Origin of the sequence: Streptomyces sp. NRRL F-5630 (assembly GCF_000719475.1) — a bacterium.
GTDB lineage: Bacteria > Actinomycetota > Actinomycetes > Streptomycetales > Streptomycetaceae > Streptomyces.
In genome coordinates, this window is sequence record NZ_JOGO01000094.1 from 1 (window position 1) to 19,375 (window position 19,375).

Annotated in this window: 13 protein-coding genes and 3 pseudogenes; 8 read left to right on the plus strand and 8 right to left on the minus strand. The window is 68.4% G+C overall.

Annotated elements, in window-relative coordinates; translation table 11 throughout:
• Window positions 1–411: 411 nt before the first annotated feature.
• Window positions 412–1,188 (minus strand): alpha/beta fold hydrolase, encoded by a 777-nt coding sequence (locus tag IF99_RS0127580; protein WP_031000615.1) that lies wholly within the window; start codon window positions 1,186–1,188, stop codon window positions 412–414.
• Window positions 1,189–1,301: 113 nt separating this feature from the next.
• Between IF99_RS0127580 and IF99_RS0127585 the strand changes: the two genes are divergently transcribed.
• Window positions 1,302–2,129, plus strand: a complete 828-nt coding sequence (locus IF99_RS0127585; protein ID WP_031000617.1) for a helix-turn-helix domain-containing protein — start codon at window positions 1,302–1,304, stop codon at window positions 2,127–2,129.
• Between the two features lie 228 nt (window positions 2,130–2,357).
• On the opposite strand, the gene IF99_RS0127590 is transcribed toward IF99_RS0127585, so the two are convergent.
• The 3 genes from IF99_RS0127590 to IF99_RS0127600 form a co-directional block, all read right to left on the minus strand.
• Window positions 2,358–3,650, minus strand: a complete 1,293-nt coding sequence (locus IF99_RS0127590; RefSeq protein ID WP_199806575.1) for a serine hydrolase domain-containing protein — start codon at window positions 3,648–3,650, stop codon at window positions 2,358–2,360.
• A gap of 224 nt (window positions 3,651–3,874) precedes the next feature.
• A complete protein-coding gene (locus IF99_RS0127595; protein ID WP_031000622.1) occupies window positions 3,875–4,540 on the minus strand; it encodes a response regulator in 666 nt (221 codons plus the stop codon).
• The gene (locus tag IF99_RS0127600) at window positions 4,533–5,720 is read right to left on the minus strand and encodes a sensor histidine kinase (RefSeq protein WP_031000624.1); all 1,188 of its coding nucleotides are present in this window, start codon (window positions 5,718–5,720) and stop codon (window positions 4,533–4,535) included. The genes IF99_RS0127595 and IF99_RS0127600 overlap by 8 nt, the downstream gene beginning before the upstream one ends.
• Window positions 5,721–6,225: 505 nt before the next feature.
• Between IF99_RS0127600 and IF99_RS0127605 the strand changes: the two genes are divergently transcribed.
• From IF99_RS0127605 to IF99_RS31230, 3 genes and pseudogenes are all read left to right on the plus strand, one after another.
• Complete coding sequence (locus IF99_RS0127605) at window positions 6,226–7,074, plus strand: oxidoreductase (RefSeq protein WP_031000626.1); 849 nt, start codon at window positions 6,226–6,228, stop codon at window positions 7,072–7,074.
• Window positions 7,074–7,688, plus strand: coding sequence for a TetR/AcrR family transcriptional regulator (locus IF99_RS0127610; RefSeq protein ID WP_031000628.1), 615 nt, complete (start codon window positions 7,074–7,076; stop codon window positions 7,686–7,688). Before IF99_RS0127605 ends, IF99_RS0127610 begins: the two co-directional genes overlap by 1 nt.
• 334 nt (window positions 7,689–8,022) lie before the next feature.
• Window positions 8,023–8,556: pseudogene (locus IF99_RS31230) on the plus strand (Imm21 family immunity protein).
• Between the two features lie 27 nt (window positions 8,557–8,583).
• Here the strand turns inward: IF99_RS31230 and IF99_RS31235 are convergent.
• Window positions 8,584–9,350 (minus strand): annotated as a pseudogene (locus IF99_RS31235) (transposase).
• Between the two features lie 275 nt (window positions 9,351–9,625).
• On the opposite strand from IF99_RS31235, the pseudogene IF99_RS32985 reads away from it, so the two are divergent.
• Window positions 9,626–10,159 (plus strand): annotated as a pseudogene (locus IF99_RS32985) (helicase associated domain-containing protein); the annotation flags it as partial.
• A gap of 16 nt (window positions 10,160–10,175) precedes the next feature.
• Here IF99_RS32985 and IF99_RS32990 read toward each other — a convergent pair.
• The 3 genes from IF99_RS32990 to IF99_RS0127635 all read right to left on the minus strand — a co-directional run bounded on the left by IF99_RS32990 (window position 10,176) and on the right by IF99_RS0127635 (window position 14,388).
• Complete coding sequence (locus tag IF99_RS32990) at window positions 10,176–10,739, minus strand: hypothetical protein (protein ID WP_078655308.1); 564 nt, start codon at window positions 10,737–10,739, stop codon at window positions 10,176–10,178.
• Window positions 10,736–12,637 (minus strand): tyrosine-type recombinase/integrase, encoded by a 1,902-nt coding sequence (locus tag IF99_RS0127630; RefSeq protein ID WP_234340885.1) that lies wholly within the window; start codon window positions 12,635–12,637, stop codon window positions 10,736–10,738. The genes IF99_RS32990 and IF99_RS0127630 overlap by 4 nt, the downstream gene beginning before the upstream one ends.
• Before the next feature lie 590 nt (window positions 12,638–13,227).
• The gene (locus tag IF99_RS0127635) at window positions 13,228–14,388 is read right to left on the minus strand and encodes a tyrosine-type recombinase/integrase (RefSeq protein ID WP_234340886.1); all 1,161 of its coding nucleotides are present in this window, start codon (window positions 14,386–14,388) and stop codon (window positions 13,228–13,230) included.
• 280 nt (window positions 14,389–14,668) lie between these two features.
• On the opposite strand from IF99_RS0127635, the gene IF99_RS0127640 reads away from it, so the two are divergent.
• The 3 genes from IF99_RS0127640 to IF99_RS0127650 all read left to right on the plus strand — a co-directional run.
• Window positions 14,669–15,505 carry a hypothetical protein gene (locus IF99_RS0127640; RefSeq protein ID WP_031000634.1) on the plus strand — a complete coding sequence of 279 codons (837 nt, stop codon included), beginning with the start codon at window positions 14,669–14,671 and terminating at the stop codon, window positions 15,503–15,505.
• The gene (locus tag IF99_RS0127645; RefSeq protein WP_051703717.1) at window positions 15,502–17,871 is read left to right on the plus strand and encodes a hypothetical protein; all 2,370 of its coding nucleotides are present in this window, start codon (window positions 15,502–15,504) and stop codon (window positions 17,869–17,871) included. The genes IF99_RS0127640 and IF99_RS0127645 overlap by 4 nt, the downstream gene beginning before the upstream one ends.
• A 106-nt stretch (window positions 17,872–17,977) precedes the next feature.
• A partial coding sequence (locus tag IF99_RS0127650) for a Helicase associated domain protein (protein WP_420705729.1) occupies window positions 17,978–19,375 on the plus strand: 1,398 nt, incomplete at its 3' end.

Genomic DNA, 19,375 nt, shown 5'->3' on the forward strand with positions numbered 1-19,375 from the left:
CGGAAACCTCGGGCGTTCGCTTCGCTCAGCCGGTGCCATCGACGCCGACCCGGACACGGCATGACCCTCAGCCTCGTGGGATTACGGGACAGCGCTTAGCGGTGCATGCCGTCGCGGTCAAGGCCCGTAAAGGCGCCGTCGTTCACGGCGTCGGCGCTGGCGGCCGCGGTGAAGAACCCAGTCTGCGTGGTGGCGATGCGCAGGCGCGGGCGGGCGGTCAGGACCAGGGTGATGAGGGGCTGCGCCTGGCCGGTGGCGTAGTCGGGGGCGGTATCGATCCGCCGCGCGCCGGGGGCGGCCGCACGGACGGGCGCCTCCGGGATCGCCCGGCACCGGTGGTTGCCCGGCGCGAACTCCGCTGTCGCAGCAGGCTGCCCACAGTGGCAGTCTGCCCGGCAACCGTGGGGACGCTCAGGCTGCCGGCGCGAATGTGGTGATGGCGTCGAAGAGGGCGGCCGGGGATTCCAGCGGGATCAGGTGACCGCTGCGGGGGACCACCACGAAGTCGGGGTGGGAGAGGTAAGGCACCAGGTTGTCGCGGAGCACGCCGACGGGCTCCACCTGGTCAAGCTCTCCGGCGATGACGAGGGCGGGCACGCTGATCATGCACGTGTGTTCGGTGATGTCCTGCGCGATGCCGTGCAGCGGCCACTCGGTGCGGGCGGCGTCGGCGCCGGTCCGTGAGTCCTTCACGATCTGCGCCTTGACCGGCTCGGGCAGCTCGGTCGCGGTGAGGACGTGATCCCGTGCCCCGGCCACCGACTCGGTGGAGTCGTAGGCGTGCGACAGTGCCTCCTGGTACTCGGGAGTGACCTGTGCGGCCGGCTTCGCCGGGCCGGAGGCGACGAGAACGATGCCGCGCAGGCCGGCGGGCCGGGTGGCCGCGACCAGCTGTGCGACCTTGCCGCCCATCGAATGCCCCACCAGGACGTAGTCGGTCACCCCCGCGTCCGCGAGCACGGCGAGCGTGTCATCGGCGAGCTGACTGAGCGTGTAGGGACCGGGCAGAGCGCTCGACCGGCTCCACCCGCGGAAGTCGACCGTAAGCACGTCACGGCCCGCCAGCCGGTCGACGACAAGGTCCCAGGTACGGGCGGAACCACCCCAGTAGTGCAGGAACACCAGAGTCGGTCCGGTCCCCGGCCGATAGTCGTAAGTGGGCAGTAGTGTCTGCTGCGCCGTATCCATGACAGTTCCTCCCGATCGAATGCTCTGAGCGATTGCTCCTTGCATCCATTGAACTGCTGTACCACGGACGGGGCATTGGCCTGACGGGTCACCCGATGGTGGAAAATGGACAGGTGAGCGTGATCCGGCAAATGACCTACCAACCCGTGGGACTCCGCGCTTCCTCGGTCGAGACGATGACCTTCAGCCGCCTTCGCGCGCTGAACGACGGCGGCACACAGCGCGCCGACTTCCACGTCCTCGCCGTCATCGACGCCGGACCCGGCTCAGTCACCGTCGATTTCCACCGCCACCCGCTCGAAGACCGCTCCGCAATGTGGATTCCACCCGGCGCCGTGCACCAGTGGAATGACATCGCCGACGTGACAGGGCACCTCGTGCTGTTCGTGCCGACCGCGCCGGTCACCCACGCCACTCGAGAACTGGCCGCCTCCCCAGACCCGGCCGCACACTGGAGCATCCCCGACGCCGACTGGCCCTTCGTCGACACGGCACGCAGCCATCTCCTCCTCGAAGCATCCGCCCCACCCAGTGGCTCCCGGACAGAGCTGCCCGAAATCCTGCTCTCCGCGCTCATCACCCGGCTGCACCCCCCGCACGCCGAAGCACGGCTCACCCCTCCGGTGTTCCGGTTGTTCCGCTCCAGCGTCGAAGCGCACTACCGGCAGCACCACGACGCCAGCTACTACGCCCGTGCGCTGGGCTACGCGCCCCGCACCCTCTCACGAGCGGTGCAGCAGGCCACCGGCCGCACCGCGAAGGCGTACATCGTCGAACGGATCGTCCTGGAGGCCAAACGGCTCCTCGCACACGATCGCCTCACCGCCGCCCGCTGCGCCGACGTACTCGGTTTCCCCGACGCATCCAACTTTTCGGTGTTCTTCCGCAAAGCGACAGGCATGCGCCCGGGCGCGTGGCAGGCAACGGTGGCCGCCGAGTGAGGACGTCTGGCTCAGAGTCCTTGGCGGCTCCTTCCACCAAGGTTCGCTCGATAGGAACGAACCCGTCCGTTCCGCCGGTGCCGGTCTCCGGTGCCGATGCCCTGGAGGTCGTGCGGGACGAGGCTCGTCCGGCCTCTTGTGCAGAACGCGCGTAATGGCCCACGTCTCGTACAGGTCGGCAGCGAGGCGGCCGCCGGCGAAGGCGGATGCGGCTAATGCCCGCGGCCGTCAACCGGTCGGGCTGTCCGAGGGCTGGGGCTTGCCGAGCATCTGGCAGGTCGCGGCGTCGACGAGGGCCCTGTTCGTGGCGGCGGCCTTCTTTTCCTTGATGCCGAAGTTCGTACTGGTGAAGACCGCGACGCTGCGAGTGCCGGTGGCGTCGGTGTAGATCTCACTGGAGTAGCCGGGCAGACCACCGGTGTGACCCCAGACCGTGCCGCAGGCCGTGTCCACCCGCATCAGCCCCAGTCCGTAGCCGCCGCCTTCCTCGGGTGCGTCCACGGTGGTCCGCATCTGCTTCAGCTGGGTTTCGGGCAGCAGCTCGCCGGACTTCAGCGCGGTGAGGAAGGTCTGCCAGTCCGCCGCGGTGGAGACCATGCCGCCTGCCGCCCACGACCAGCTCGGGTCGATGGCGGCAGTGTCGACGTTGTCGTCGGGACGTTCGGGTCCGGCGAAGCCGACGCCGTCGGGCAGGTCCACGGTTGCGGACAGGATCTGCTTCAGTCGCGCGGCGTCCGGCTCGTAGCCGGTGACGTGCTGCTTGCCTCTGTTTTTGCCGGTGCCCCAGTCTGCGTTCGTGGCGAGGTAGGAGTCCTTCATGCCCAGCGGCTTGGTGATCTTCTGCTCGATCAGCTCGGCCAGGCTGCTCCCGGTGCCCCTCTCCAGGATCAGCCCGAGGGCTTCGTAATTGGCGTTGCTGTAGGAGTACGTCTCGCCGGGCTCGGTCGGTGGGTCCTGCTCGGGGGTGATGGCGAGCAGTTCCTGGGGTGTCCAGGTGCGCTGCTCCTGGCCGGTGAGGGAGGGCAGGAACTGTGGGGTCAGCAGGAAGTCGCCCAGGCCGCTGGTGTGGTTGAGCAGCATCCGTACGGTGATGTGCTCGCCGCCCTTGACCAGGCCGGGCAGCCACTTCTCGACCGTGTCGTCGAGGCTGATCTTGTGCTGGGCGACCTGCTGCAGGACGAGGGTCGCGGTGACCGTCTTGGTGTTGGAGCCGACCCGGAACCGGTCGCCGGCGGCGAGGCTGTGGTCGTCCTTGGTCCAGGCGGCCTGCTTGGCGATCTCCACGGGCTTCCCGTCGCCGGAGTCGACCCGGACGATGACGCCCAGGGAGCCGGTGTCGGCCGCCTGCTGCGCGAGACGGGCCAGCCGCGCGTCGGCGGCCTGGCTCGCCGCGCTCTGCCCGGCCGCCGGTTCGGCCTCGTCCGAGCAGCTCGCGAGCGCCGCGCCCAGGCAGGTCGTCAATGCGATGGTCAGCGCTCCGCGGTGTATTCGGTGGCGGCGGGACAGTGTGGGTGCGGACATGGCAGTTCCCTTCGGCGCGTGAGGATGTGCTGCGTGCGTCGAGGGACCGGGCGATCGCCTGATGAGCGCCCGGTCAGCGGGTCCCGCGCACACCGTCCATTCAGTCAGTGGCGCGCCGCCGGCACATCGCTCGATGGCGGGCTTCCCACCGGCGCGGGCTCACTCCAAGGAATGACTCCGCGGGGTACGGCGCCACGCCGACCCGCCCCCCGACCGAGGTCAGGTCAGGACAGGGTGGTCCTGGCCAGCACCGCCGCCTGTGCCCGGCTCTGGCAGCCGGTTTTCGTGAGCACGCGGCTGACGTGCGTCTTGACCGTGTGCAGGCTGACGAAAAGCCGGTCGGCGATCTCGGCGTTGCTCAGACCGTCCCGGATCAGACGCAGCACGTCGACCTCCCGCTGGGTGAGGTCTCTCAGCCGGGCCAGGTCATGGTCGCTGGGCTGACGCCGGCCGCCGAGGTGGCCCTCGATGATCCGCCGGGTCACGGCGGGGCTCAGCGCGCTGTGCCCAACAGCCGCGGCACGCACGGCCGCAGTCAGCTCTTCGTACGAACTGTTCTTCAGCAGGAAGCCGGAGGCCCCGGCCGCCAGCGCATCGTCGACGTAGGCGTCCAGGTCGAACGTGGTCAACATGAGCGCCCGGCTGCGCCCCGGCCCGAGCAGACCCCGGCGGCCCAGCTCGGCCAGCGCCCACAAGCCGTCGCGGCGCGGCATCCGGATGTCCATCACCAGCACATCCGGCCGCAGCCGCGCACACACCTCGACGGCTTCCTCACCGTCGTTCGCGGTGCCCGCCACGGTGATGTCCGCCTGGCTGTTCAGGATCACGCTCAGCCCGGTGCGGATGACCGGCTCGTCGTCCACGACGAGCACGCTGATCTGCTCAGGCATCCGTCTGCTCCCACGGCATCGTCGCCGCGACGCGGAAGCCGCCGTCACGGGTCGGGCCCGCGGCGAGTTCGCCGTCCAGCGCGCCCACCCGCTCCTCCATGCTGACCAGGCCGAGCCCGATGCCCACGCCGGCCGCGGCCTGCCGCACCCCGCGGCCGTTCACGACCTCACACCGCAGCTCACCGCCGTCCTTCCCGCGGACGGTCACCTGGACGGGCGCTCCGGGCGCGTACCGGCGTGCGTTGACCAGTGCCTCCTGCACGACGCGGTACACCACCAGTTGCACCGCCCCCGGCACGGACTGCGGCGCGACGTCCATCGTCAGCCCGACCGTTCCGCCAACGGCACGGTGGCTGTCAAGCAACGCCTCCAGCTCACCGAGGTCCGGCACGGGCTGGAGCGGGACGGCGTCCGCCGGGTCGCGCAACATCCGCAGCAGGTCACGCAGCTCGCCGCTGCTCTGCCGGCCCGCCGCAGCAAGGCCGTCGACCTGGGCACGGGCCCAGTCGGGCAGCTCGCCGCCGCGGGCCCGCAGCGTCTCCGCGTGCACCACAAGCAGGGTCAGCGAGTGCGCGACCACGTCGTGCATCTCGCCCGCGATCCGTGTCCGCTCGCGCTGCGTGGCCTGCGCCGCCTCCAGGGCCTGTGCGCGGCGCGCGTCGGCGGCCCGCCGCTCGGCCGCGGCCAGCAGTGCCTGCCGGGTGCGCGCGGCAAAGCCCATCGCCCATGCCAGCGGCATCGGGGCCAGCGCGGCGAGGACGTCCAGGCCGCCCTGGAAGTCGCCGGAGTCGGTCGTCAACCGGTTCACCCACAGACCGGCCACGCACAGCACGCTGACGCCGAGAACCGCCGACACGGTCCGCCGCCAGTGCACGCCGTGGTGGCCCAGGTTGTAAAGCAGCACCGCCAACGGCAGGAAGACCAGAGGCGACAGCTTGGCCCCCTCGCCCGCACTCCCCACCAGCGCCGCCAGAAGAGCCCCGAAACCCACGACGAAGGCGGTGGTCGGCAGCCGACGCCGCAACAGCAGGACCACCACGCCCACCGCCTCGTACGCCATGAGCGATACCCAGGCCGGCCCGGAAGTGTCCACGTACGGCTGCGACAGCAGCGCCGGCACAAACGTCAGTACGACCAGCCCGGCATCGGCACTCCAGCCGGGCCACCTGCCGTCCCTCACTCTCACCCGTCCGACACTACGGCCTCGCACATAGGTCCTCGTCACTCCAAAGAGCCACTTCACGTCACCTCGCAGAACTTACTCAGCAGCGACGACGCCGAAAACCAGTTCCGGACGGTCCATGGCCGTCCGGTGGTCTGACCCGCTACAGACCGCCCGCCTGCCGACAGGCATCCACCACGACACCGAGGACCTGTGCGCCACCCGCCCGGTGAGCCGCGAGGAGGCTGCCCAACCGGCGGACCTCGCACGTCGGCCGAGTCATCGCCAAAGGATCCTCCCCGTGCGGCAGATCGGACCTTATCCGTCGCCAACCCGGTCGACAGCCTGAGTGCTGGACCTTGAAGGCGCCGATCCGGGCGATGCGCGGCACGTGAAGGACTTTGGGAACCCACCCCGTCCTGCGATCCTCGCCAGTATCGACGTAGTAACGAAAAAAATCGACACCGTGTAGACTTTCGCTGGAGGGCCGGCTCGGCTCCTCGCAAGACTTGCTGGAGGAACAGTGCAGAAGCAGAACTGGCTCATCACCGGCGTGAGCACGGGCCTGGGGCGCGCTTTCGCGCAAGCCGCCCTGGCCGCCGGGCACACCGTGGTCGGCACCGTCCGCTCCGAAAAGGATCTGCAGTCCTTCGAGGAACTCAGGCCCGGGCACGCTCACGGCCGCATCCTGGACGTGACCGACAGTGATGCCGTCTCCAGCGTGGTCGCGGAGGTCGAGCGCAGCGTCGGTACCCTGGACGTCGTCGTCGCCAACGCCGGCTACGGCCTGGAAGGAACCTTCGAGGAAACCCCACTGGCCGAGGTACGGCGGCAGTTCGAGGTCAACGTGTTCGGGGCCGTGGCCACCCTGCAGGCGGCGCTGCCCCACATGCGCGCACGCCGCCGCGGACACCTGATGGCCGTCACTTCCATGGGCGGGCTCATGGCTGTGCCCGGCATGTCCGCCTACTGCGGCAGCAAGTTCGCCCTGGAAGGCATCCTCGAGGCGCTGGGCAAGGAAGTCGCGCAGTTCGGCATTCAGGTGACGGCGATCGAGCCCGGCTCCTTCCGCACCGACTGGGCCGGACGGTCCATGACACGCGCCGCACGGACCGTCGACGACTACGACGCGCTGTTCGCCCCCATCCGTGCAGCGCGTCAGAAGGCCAGCGGCAAGCAGCTGGGTAACCCGGCCAAGGCCGGGGAAGCGGTCGTCCACATCGCGTCGGCCGAGCAGCCGCCGGCCCACCTCGTCCTGGGCTCCGACGCGCTGCGACTGGTCACCGCCGCGCGCACGGCCGTGGACGAGGACATCCGCGCGTGGGAGGCCCTCTCGCGTACGACCGACTTCGCCGAAGGCGCTCAGCTCTAATGCCCGGCCGACCTCCCGCGCGCGGCCGTCGTACCACCGAGCGCAAGGGAGATGTCCGGGAGCGGGCCATCCTCGACACCTGCGAGGCGCTGCTGGCGGGCAAGGGCTACGACGCCATGACCGTCGGCGACGTGGCCCAGGGCGCCGGCATCACACGTGGTGCCCTGTACTTCTACTTCGGCTCCAAGCAAGAAGTGGTCACGGCACTCGTCGCCCGGACCGTGGAGCACCTGTGGGAACGATCCCGGGCCACCGCGCAGACGGACGAGCCACGCCAGGCCATCGCGACGGCCATGCAGCGCACGGTCGAACTGTGGAACGAGCACGGCCTGGTCATGCGCACGGCGATCGACCTGTCGCTGACCGTGCCAGAGATCGGCGAGCTGTGGAACCACACGGCTGACCTGTTCATCGCGGCCATCACCGCCGTCCTGGAACGCGCCGGCATCCAGGCCGGCACCCGACCGGACCAGGCCTCAGCAATGGCACGTGCCCTGTGCTGGATGATCGAGCGGACCTTCTACCACGCCTCACAGGAATCCCGCGAGAACCTTCAGGAGGCGTCGGAGACATGCGAACACATCTGGTTGATCAGCGCCGGCCTGATCACCTGAGGTATCCGGCACCGGCTGGTGAGTACGTGCCGAGCACCCGACGCCCGAGCGGAGGACCCGCCAAGCGGTCCGCTCCGGAGCCGAAGGCACGATCAACGTGTTCGCCCACACACGGCGTGCGGCGTTGCCGCTATCGGGAAGAGGGAAAGGCACGCATTCAGCACGACCTAAGGGCTGTCCCGTAACTGCTGCTTGCCATAGGCGCTGAGCCTTTCCCGTGCTGGGTTCCGATGACTGCGGGGACGTTGTCAGTGGGCGAGGGCACACGGACGTGCATGATCACCTCTTCATCCACCGCAGACGATGCCTCCGCCCCGCCCCCTCCACTGTCTGGGTGGAGTCGTTGGGCGGTCCTCTGATCGTCGTCCCCGTCTCCGCCCTGGCCTCCTGGGGCGGGTGCACGGAAAGTGGGCTCATGGCGGGAGACGCCACCACCCCAGACGACTACGACCGGGCCTGCGCGGTGGACGAGCTGGCCGGTGTGATCTCTCTCGACGAGATCGGTGCGCAGGCACTGGTGCTGGCGGACGAGCCGGCGACCAGCTGCTATCTGCCCCAGCATCGAGCGTTCCTGCGGTGGCTCGCCGCCGACTCCGAGGCCGGACTGAGAGCTGCGGCCGACACTGCTCTCGCAGACCCGGCCACGGTGTAGGAGGAGTGTGGCACCTGGGCCTCGGACGGACCGGCGGTGCTCATGGACTCCGCCGAAGCGGGTTCCGACCTGGGCATCGAGTACCCCGGCGGCGGGATGCCCGCCGAGATGTCGGTCTCGCTGCCCGCCGGCCGCTGGAGGGTCCGCGCCACCCAGACCAAGGTGGACGAGGAGAACTGGGTCGGCCTGGTCCAGCTACTGCCCGCTGAATCCTGAACGGACAGTCCTTCGGGCCGGGTGCAGTCAGTCACGGCGCCCGACGTTGTGCAGACGGGCGATGCCGAGCATCGCATGGTGCACGCCATCGCCCTTGAGACGGCAGTCGCGCAGGATCTTCCACGTCTTCATCCGGGCGAAGGCATGCTCAACCCGCGCGCGGATCCTGCGGTGAGAGGCGTTGTGCTCCTCCTTCCAGGCAGGCAGTTCGGCCCAGGGGCACGGCGGTGTGGGATGACGAGCCCAGTACCTCGATAGCCTCCGTCGGCGATCACTGCGGCCTTCCCGACAGCGGCCTTCGCCCCGGACAGCTCCCATGCCTTGCAGTCGTTGCGGTTGCCCGGCAGTGGCCGGCCGACCACGACCACCAGTTGGGTGTCCGCGTCGATGACGACCTGGTGATTCGTCGAGTACCGGTAGTTCTTGGACCGCTCCGCCACCTCGTGGTCGCGGGTGGGAACCAGAGTGCCGTCCACGATGAGCACCGCGTCCTTGCGAAACCGCTTCCGGGGCCGGAACGCGAGAAGAGGACCGACGTGCCTGACGATGCGGCCAGCCGCGGACTTCGAGACACCGAAGAGCGGGGCGAGCTGCCGCAGCGTCAGGTTGGTGCGCCAGTAGGCAGCCACCAGAAGCACCCGGCTCTCCAGCGAAATCCCCCACGGTCGACCTCGCCGAGCGACGTCGGCGCCTTCCCTCCGCAGGGCACTCACCACCCGGTTGAACTGGCGCGGAGTCACACCAGTGAACGGGGCTATCCATGACGGCTCAGACGCTGTGGTCACGTGTGACACGGTCGAGATCATCGCAGGGCAAGATCACTTACGGGACAGCCCTTAGCCCCGCCCATCAGACAGGCAAAAGGCTCTGACCAGCACAAACACCAATCGGGCCTTTACACGCTAGAACTACCTACAACACACCCAGCTGCCCTCAGCGCAGAACACATAACTCCAGCTCAGATACGCCGACCCAGCTGCCAAGACCGCCAACTCCACTTCTCAGCGAACCAGCAACACACCAGACCAGCCGCCTCACCGCACACCAACAAACCCCCCTCCCAGCGTTAGCGGAGCAGCTTACGGCGCAGCTCGCGGAGATCGACCCGGACTGGAACTGCCCCTGGCCACTCGACTGGCAACGCCACCACCGCGTCCTGGCCGACCTCGTCGACGCCGACGGCGTCCTGCCTCACATCGACCCCGGCGTCACCTTCGACGGCGACGACATCGGACGATGGCTGGAGCGGCAGAAGAACCCAGGCGCGTGGGCGCAGCTGTCGACCGATCAGCAGGAACGGCTGACCAAGCTGGGCATCAAGCCCGTCGAGACGCCCCCTCCCGCCCCGGCGGCTGCGCGGTCGACGAAGGGCCAGGGCAAGGCACAGCAGGCGTTCCAGCGTGGCCTCGCGGCCCTCGCACAGTGGGTCGAACGGGAAGGCCAACGGCCTGTGCCGAGGGGACACGTCGAACGCGTCGTCATCGACGGCCAGGAGCACCACCACAAGCTCGGCGTATGGCTATCGAATGCCAAGACCCGCCGCGACAAACTCACAGCCGAACAACTCGACGCCCTCCGGAAGCTCGGCATGGAGTGGGCATAACCGCCGTGGGTGACGTTCAGCGAGCCGTGTTCTCGGTGCGGATCATCCGACGCAGGCTGGTCCGGGCAGCAATCAGGTCTTCTTCGAGGGCGGTGATGCGTGCGCGGGACGCGGCGTTCTCTGAGGAAGCCTCCTGTAGCTGGCGAGTGAGGTCCTGATTCAGAGCGGTCAGTTCGTCCGCTCTGGTCGCTGCGTCAGAGGCGTGGATGACATCGAGTTGCTGACCGAGTTGGTGGCGTAGGGCTGCCCGGAGCCGGTCACGTTCGTCGCGGAGGTCTTTGATTTCTTGCCGGGCGATTTCGAGTTCGCTGCGCAGGCTAAGCGGGGAGGGCGGGCTTCCCGTGGCAGGTGGTGGGGTGCTGTGGGCTTGGCGTAGTTGGGCCGCTTCGATGTGCTCGCGTACGCCGGGGGCGTAGGTGAGCCAGGTGGAGACGCGGGCGGCGCGGGCGATTGCGGCGAAGGTGAGCGGCTTTCCCTGTTTCTCGAGTGCGGCAAGAACGGTGAGGACACGGGCTCGTTTGTCGAGGCTGTGACGGCGTCTGGCTTCGGCGAGGGGGGCGGGGTTGCCGCGGGGATTCATCGCGGGTCTTTCGGTCGGGCAGGAGTGAGGGGTAGGAGGGTGTGGTTGTGGCTTGCTCGTGCTTTGCGCAGCACGGTGCTGGCTTCTTCGATCTGGGCGCGTTCGGAGGCGGGGAGGGACGCCAGGTGTGTGTTCATGCGGTCGATGACGCGCTGGTAGGCGGTGATTTGTGCGGTGAGGGCGGTGGTGACGAACTCGGCTGCGCCCATGGCGAGTGCGGTTTCGCGGTCTGCTCGTAGTTCGTTGATGTGGTGCTCGATGGCGGGCAGGTAGGAGGGGTCGGGGCGGTAGAAGCCGCAGCCGGCGCATTGGAAGCGGATGGGGCAAGCCTGGCCGCCGGCTTTGACGTTTGACGGCTCGGTGCAGCCGCCGTAGGGGACGGCGACGGTGCGCATCTCATAGGCGGTGCTCGAGCTGGGGCTGGGGTGGCCGTGCTGGTCGAGGACGTGTGTGCTGAGTTTGGCTACGGCTTCGCTCTTCCGTTTGAGGGAGACGGTGTAGTAGCGCTGGGTCATGGCGATGGATTTGTGGTCCATCAGCTCGCGTAGCACGTCGACGGGGGTGCCGGCGTCTGCGTGGCGCTGGGCGTAGGAGTGGCGGAAGGCGTAGGGGTAGATCAGGGATCGGTCGAAGATCAGGCGTTGTCCTTTGGAGTCGGTGCCCTCGGCGTGGAGCTGGGGCAGGGCGTCTGCCCAGAGCCTGAGGGCGTCGCTGAGGTAGGTGCTGGAGATATGGGGGGCGTCGCTCAGGGGGGTGAGGGAGGGAAAGAGGAATCGGTCTCCCTTGGCGGGGAGGTGCAGTTGGTCGCGGCAGGCTTGCCAGGTTCGGATGGCGTCGGCGGTGGAGGTTGTGATCGGCAGACGTCTGCGGTGGCGTTTTCTCTTGTGGTTGTCCCAGATCAGGGTGGGCTGGCCGTTGTGGTTTTCCAGGCAGTCGCGGGTCAGGGAGACGATCTCGAGGGGGCGGCGTCCGGTGTCGCGCAGGACGATGTACATCGTGCGGTACAGCAGCTGCCGGGCGTCTGGGGCGATGTCGCGGCAGCCGTAGGTGTTTCCGGTGCCCAGGGTGTCGAGGTGGGCGTCCAGTTGCCGGATGACGGATTCGGGGATGGCCTTGCCGATGAAGTCCTCATTGGGCTCCTCCACGGAGATGACGTGCTCGACGGGCACGCGGGTGAAGGTGCCGGCCAGGTCGTCGAGGGTGCCGCAGCGGCGTCCGTAGGCGATGAGCTGGAAGAACATTCCCAGCAGGCTGCGTCGGAAGGAGGAGGAGTAGGGGGTGCCGTCTTGTCTGCGTGCGGCTCGGAAGGCGTCGACGACCCAGGTGGCATCGGCGAACGTCAGGGCGGCAGGCACATCGCCGGCGTCGGCGCGCTGGGCGAGAGCCGTAGAGGCGATGGTCGTCGCGTGGAACGTGCGCTTGAAATCTTCCGTGGTGGGTCGGGCGGTGGTCACCCAATGACGCAGCGCCTGGCGTAGCCAGGGCTGGCGGACTATGCGGAGATCGACGCGGCCGGGAAGCTGTCGGCGCTTGCCGGAGGCGCTGTGGCGCAGCCCGAGGACGCGCAGATCGATGATGTCCTGGTCGATGAGGGTGATTCCGGAGAACTCGCTGTATCCGGCGCGGGCGGCGGACTGCAGGTTTTCCAATGTGCGGACGGCAGCTTGGTGCGGCTTGGTGAGCCGGGCCGCGTTGGCGGCGTCCAGCAGGGTGTCGGCCGTGGTGAGGTGGCTGATCACGCCGCGGATCCAGTGAGGTTCCAGGGCGCGTACCCATTGGTCCATCTGCTGCACGGCGTACAGCGCTTCCCAGCGCAGCAGCTGGGGCAATGGGGCGAGGTGGAACTGGTGCGCCAGCAGATACAGGGGTTGGTCCGGTGCCCACTGCGCGGCAGGCATGGGGTCGGTGCTGGAGCGGCATTCCGCTCTCCAGGCGCGCCAGTGGTAGTTGCACAGCCCACTGGAGTTCATCGCCCAGCCGGAGCAGTGGGTCACCATGCAGTCCGGGTTTTCGGTGAACGGTGTTGCCCGGCTGCGAAGCCACCGCTTGAGCGTGCCTCTGGACTTGTGGTACTTCCATGATCCGTGGTGGGCGGCGCACAGGCCTCCCGCTACCTGAGGGCGTACGCACCGCACACCGTCCCGGGTGAGCGTGCACGGCCCGACGACTGTCAACGGGAGGGATCTAGAACGAGCAGGGATGAAAGTGGCGGCGAACTCTTCCCGCGGCAGACCACTCTTCCTTCGCTGGTCCGAGCAGTAGGTACAGAACGTCTCCTGAGCGCGCACGATCACGTCGCAGCGGCGGGTGCGGCACCGGGAGGACGAGGTGCGCGGATTGTCGAGGTCTCCGGTGAACAGCCATCTGGCGCTGTCCCACTCCCCCGGCCGCCACGCGGGCTCGATGTGGGCATGCAACCACGTCTCCCACGATTTCTTCGTGGCCTTCGTCGGTGCGGAACGTGCGACGGCAGGCGCACCAGCCGTGCTCACTGGTCCTCCCTCCATGCCTGGGCCCGGTCGACAGCCGCCCGGGTTTCGGACTCATCGACGTGGCGGTAGCGGTCCATGGACAGCGGCGAGGCGTGACCCAGCAACTTTTGCACCACGTCCCGGTCCACTCCTTCACGTAGCCAATGGGTGGCCGCCGAGTGGCGCAGCATGTGCGGGCGAGCCGGGTGCCCGGCGCGGCGGGCCAGACGGTCGAAGACGTTCTTGGCGTTCGGGTAGGTCATGGCCCGTCCCAGCGGGGGCCGGAAAAGGTTCACGAACACCATGCCGGTCTCGGCCGCGGCGGCCACCGGGGTCCGTTCGTGCTGGTAGTCGGTGTAGAAGGCGACGATGTCGGGGGTAACAGGGAGGCAGCGGGAGTGTCGGGACTTGGCCAGGGCCCGGTTCGGGTTGTCGGTGCGGCGCCGCACATGAAGGTGCGGACCTTCCACGGGGCATCCCAGGGAGCGTGACGAGGCCAGGAAGTGCAGATCCTCCTGGCGCAGGCCCAGAGCCTCCCCGATCCGCAGGCCGGTCGCGGCGAGCAGCACGACGAGGAAACGGTCCCGCGCCCGGGGCGTATCCGCGATCATGCGGCGGATCTGTTCCGGGGACAGGTCCTCGTAGCCGGGCTCGCTGACCTGGAAACGGAAGGCCGACGCCTGGACCTGACGCCACTGGCTGCGCTCGCCGGCGTCATAACCGGCCGGCAAGAACCGCAGGAACTTCGGCTCCGACAGCAAGCCGGCCGTCTGGGCCGGAACCCAGCTGTGGAGCGCGCCGAAGCGCAGGAAGTCCGTGACCGCCGTCATCACCGCGTTCGCCGTACCCTGCGAACGGTAGCGGGGCGCAGCCGTTGCCGGGGAGCGGCGGCTGCGGGCCGGCAGCGGCGTGGTGACCAGCCACTGCTGCAGCCCGGACAGCGCCATGAAACTCGGACGCGACCACTCGATACGGTGCCCTGCGCAGTAGTTCAGGTAGAGGGCGAGGCGGCCTGCGTAGACCCGTTCCGTGTTCGGCGAGCGGCCCTTGCTACGCAACCCCGCCAAAAAAGCACACGCCTCTACATGCAGGTCGAAGGTGCGTGTATCGGCCACCACCCACCGCTCCACACCGGTGACCGGGGAGATCGAGCGCTCAGCTACGTAGGTCTGCTCCACCTACCAAACACAACCAAGCCCCGCCGAGGTTCGGTGCCCGTTCCAGACAGCTGCCACACGACCAGGTGGGAACCACACCGAACACACCACACAAGCCCGCGCACCTATGGATAATCCGCGCCCCGCAGCCGACGTCTTGGCGCCGGTCAGGTACGCGTCGGCGCGGCCAGGGCAGGTCGGCGTGGACTGAAGGGGCCCCGGGCCACCATGCTCCCCGCTGCCGCTCAGCACCCGGCAATCCGTGGTGTCGCGTCATAATGCTGGCAGCACAGGGGGGCATATGGATCCGTCGTTTTCCAAGCAGTTCGACGTGCAGGCAGTCCTGGAGGACGGGAAGCGTCCTGTCCAGTTCGGGACGAACGTGCTGGCAGGTCTCATCGAGGGGATTGACAAGTTCCGGCGTGATCTCGAACAGCAGCGGCGGTCGAGAAGCCTGGGCCCTGCGATGCTCGGGGCCTTTTTATGGATGGACGATGCCGAGCTGCTGCAGCGCATCGCCGAGTTCCCCGCCGCGTGCGTGGTGGTGAGCAAACAGCCACGGGGCAAGTACCACGCAGAGCGGTTGCGGAAGGTCGCCGAGGCTGTGAAAGACGCGGCTGGCCTCCCAACCTGGGCTTTCTCCGAGCTAGAGGAGCTGCGCTTCCACCAGGACGGCAAGGCACCAGTGCTGGGCCCTGGCTCGCCGCAGGAACGCGTCCGGCTCCCGGCACTACGCACCCTGGGCTATCGCAAGGCCGGAAACCATCTCGTCCCGATACTTCACACCAAAATGCTGTTGCTAGGTGAGCTGTGGTGGCATGACGAAGACGCTCTGGGAGGCGTGGCAGATGTCACCGGCTTCACGCCGCACCGACTGTGGCTAGGCAGCGCCAACGGCACGGGGAGCTCCCGCCGCAGCTTGGAGTTCGGGCTGTGGCTGAATGATCCCGACCTGCTGAAGGCCGCGCGACGGTTCCTGGTCGAGGTGCTGGCCCAGTCCGAGAACCTGGACCCCGACAGCAACGACCTGACACCTGACCTGGTGGTGCCGGATTACGACGATGAGGCCATGTGGGAGGCGATGGCCGCACTCGCCGACCATGACGCCGATGAACACGACAGCGAGGACGGCGCGTGAGCAGCGCAGGCGAAGTCGTGGCTGCCGGCTCTCCCCGGTTTACCCTGCACACCTTGGGCTGGCGGGCCTTCCAGGACCTGTGCGCGGCTGTCCTGCGGGAGGTGTGGGGGCATTCGGTGCAGGCATTCGCCGACTCCAACGACGGAGGCCGAGACGGCGCGTTCTACGGCACCTGGCAGCCGCCGACCGACCCCAGTGGCGTTCGCGACGTTCCGCCAGGGCCGTTCGTGCTGCAGTGCAAGCACACCAAGAAGGCCGACACCACGCTCGCCCCGTCGGAGCTGGAAGACGAATTCGATAAGGTCAGCGCCCTGGTGAAGCGCGGAGTGTGCGGAACATACGTACTGCTGACAAACGCGCGGGTCACCGGCACCTCCGAGGAGGAGATCCGCCGTCGGCTGAGCGCATGCGGGGTCACGCATCCGCTAGTCCTGGACGGTCAGTGGCTGAGCGACATGATCGCCACGCACCGCAGGCTGCGAATGTTCGTCCCCCGCGTCTACGGGCTCGGTGATCTCTCGCAGATCCTCGACGAGCGTGCCTACGCCCAGGCCTCGGTACTCATGGCGTCCGCGCCCGAGCAGGTGGCCACGTTCGTCGTCACCGGCGCCTACCGCAAGGCCGCCCGCGCGCTGCGTGACCACGGCTTTGTGCTGCTGTTAGGCGATCCGGCCGTCGGCAAGTCCGTCATCGCGCTGATGCTGGCCATCAGCGCGGCTGATAACTGGGACTGCATGGCTATCAAGGCCCGGACCTCCGAAGAACTCGTACAACGCTGGAATCCGCACGAGAAGAACCAGTTCTTCTGGCTCGACGACGCCTTCGGCGCTGTCCGCCACGAGGAACACCTCACCCACGCCTGGGCACGCGACCTGCCACACGTGATGAGCGCGGTCAAGAACGGCGCCCGAGTGGTACTGACCTCCCGCAGCTACATCTACAACGAAGCCCGCCCGCTGCTGAAGCCGTACTCCTACCCCCGGCTGCACGAACAGCAGGTCACCGTAGACGTCGCCGACCTCACCCGCGAAGAGCGGCAACAGATCCTGTACAACCACCTCTCCGCCGGCGACCAGCCCCAAGACGTACGCGCCCAGATGAAACCGCACCTGGAAGCAGCAGCCGACGCCGCCCCCTTCCGCCCCGAGGCCGCACGTCGTCTGGGGCTGCAGGCGTTCACTTCTAAACTGCCCCTGACACGGCAGGGCATCACGGCATTTATGGCGCAGTCCCAGCAATTGCTCAGCGATGTCTACGACCAGCTGGACACCCACGCCCACGCGGCGCTCGCACTCACGTACGCAACGGCCCGAGACGAGACGCTGCCCGGCCTGCCAAACCCGATCACCCTCGATGCCGGCGACCGCGACATCATCGAGCGAGCCGGCTCCACGCAGGCCGGCGTCAGCAAAGCCTTGACCGCACTCACCGGTACCTTCCTCCGCCTCAACACATCATCCGACGGACAGGGCTACTGGGCCTTCCACCACCCCACTCTTCGAGAAGGCTTCGCCGCCTGGCTGGCCACCCAGCCACACCTGCTGCCGGTCGTCCTCACCGGCATGACCGACCAGGCGCTCCTGTCACGCACCGACTGTCTCGACCGCGACAGCGAGCAACGCCAAGGCACCCTCCTGCGTATCCCGCCCTCGCTCTACAAGCAGGCAGCGCAACGTCTGGCCGCCGTGCGTGCCCGCCACTACGGCCGCCTCGCATCATGGCAGCACCATCTGCCTCCGGAAGAAGCCGTCCTGGCATATGTGGTGTACCGCGGCTCCGACACGTTCCTGCGTGCCTATATGGCTGCAGACCCGCAACTGAGCGAAATACTCATCAAGTTCCACTCCCCCGCCCAGTACGACACCCGAACGACGGTACTCGCACGGCTCCACCAGGCCGGTCTACTGACAGAAGACATTCGGCAACGTGCCGTTGAGCGCATGAAAGAGCTCGCTGTCTCCGGCCCCGACGCTTCCTGGATCGAGACCAAGGAGTGGCAGAAGAAGGTCTGGCACCTCCTCCTCACCGACGAGGAGCATGAGCAGTTGTTCGAGCACGTGCGGCAAGAGCTCGTTCCAACACTTGTCGATGTGGTGGGTGAGTGGCTCGAGGACGCTACCGGAGACGATGACGACCCCATCGAGCGCGCCTTGTTCTGGTACTACCTGGCCTTCGACGAACGGGGCGACGACGACGCGGCCGCAGAGTTCTACCATGCACGCGACTTCTATAACGACGAGCGTCGGTCTCGGCCACCCAGCAACGACAGCTGGGAGCCTGACGCTACGACCGATCACGGCGGCCAGCGGGGCAGACACCAGCCCTCCGGCTCGCATCGCAGCCTCTTCGACGACATCGATCAGTGATTGACCAAGCCGGAGCGCAGCGTCGGCAGTGTGGAGCCGCCACCGCCCGCTGGAGCAAGCGCAGCAAACGTCCCTCACACTTCCCCACCTCTAGATAATGGACATCGTGGGCGAACGCGGGGTGGAGGCAATCTGCTTTGCCGACGCGCGCGGTTCTCAGGTGGAGATCGTGCAGAACATCGGGCGTGCGCTGCGTCCGAACCCGGACGGGCGGACGAAGACGGCGCGGATCATCGTGCCCGTCTTCCTCCAGGCCGACGAGGACGGGGAGAGGATGGTCGCGAGCGAGGCGTACCGGCCGCTCGTCGCCGTCCTCCAGGGCCTCCGCTCGCACTCCGAGCACCTGGTCGAGAAGCTCATGCTCCGGGCCCGCGTGCGGGCTGAGAGCGCGAGCGCGCGCAGCGCGGAGGAGGCCGGGGCGGGACCCTCGCGGGTCCTGTCCGACTCCGGGACGTCCACCCCGGCCTCCGAGAGCGTCGAGGCCGTCGAGGGCCAGGAGCAGGGCGAGGACGGCGCCGGGGCGGGCGCGGAGAAGTCGGAGTCGGTGCTGCTGCGGTTCTCGACGCCGCGCTCGGCGGCGACCATCGCCGCGTTCCTGCGGACGCGGGTGTATCAGCCGGAGTCGCTGGTATGGCTGGAGGGCTACGAGGCCCTCCGCGCCTGGCGGGCCGAGCAGCGGGTGAGCGGGCTGTGCGCGGTCCCGTACGACGCCGAGGTCACTGCGGGGGCGTCACGGCGGTACCCGGTGGGGCGGTGGGTCGCCGCGCAGCGCCGGGCCCGCCGCGAGGGCATCCTCGGCGCGCACCGCGTCGAGCTGCTCGACGGGGAGGGGATGGTGTGGGAGCCGCAGGAAGAGGCGTGGGAGCGTACGCTCGCCGCCCTTCGCTCCTACCGGGCGGCGCACGGGCACCTCGCCCCCCGCAGGCGCGAGGTGTGGGGAGAGGGCGAGGACGTCGTGCGCGTCGGGGACCTCATGGCGAACCTCCGCCGGCTCGGCGGCCTCGGGAAGAATTCGGAGCGGGCCGCCGCGCGCGCCGCGCAGCTGCGGGCGGTGGATGAGGACTGGGATTGCCCGTGGCCGCTGGACTGGCAGCGTTGCTGTCGGCAGCTCGTGCTCCTGGCCGCCGACGAGCCCGGCGGACGCGTGCCGGAGATCGCGCCCGGGGTACGCATCGACGGCGATGCCCTGGGGGCGTGGGTCGCCCGGCAGCAGGAACCGCGGGTGTGGACGCGGCTCAGCGCCGAGCAGCGGGCGCGGCTCGCGGCGCTCGGGCTCCAGCCCGCCCAGACGGCCCCGACAGGGGTCGCAGAGGGTGCGGGAGGGGCGGAGAGCAGGAAACGGACAGGGAAGGCAGCGGTGGCCTTCCAGCGCGGTTTCGCAGCCCTCGCGCAGTGGGTCGAGCGGGAGGGCGCGGAGAAGCCCGTACCCCGCAAGCACATCGAGATCGTTGTCTTCGAGGGCGAGGAGATTGAGGTACGCCTCGGAGTATGGACCAGCAACGTG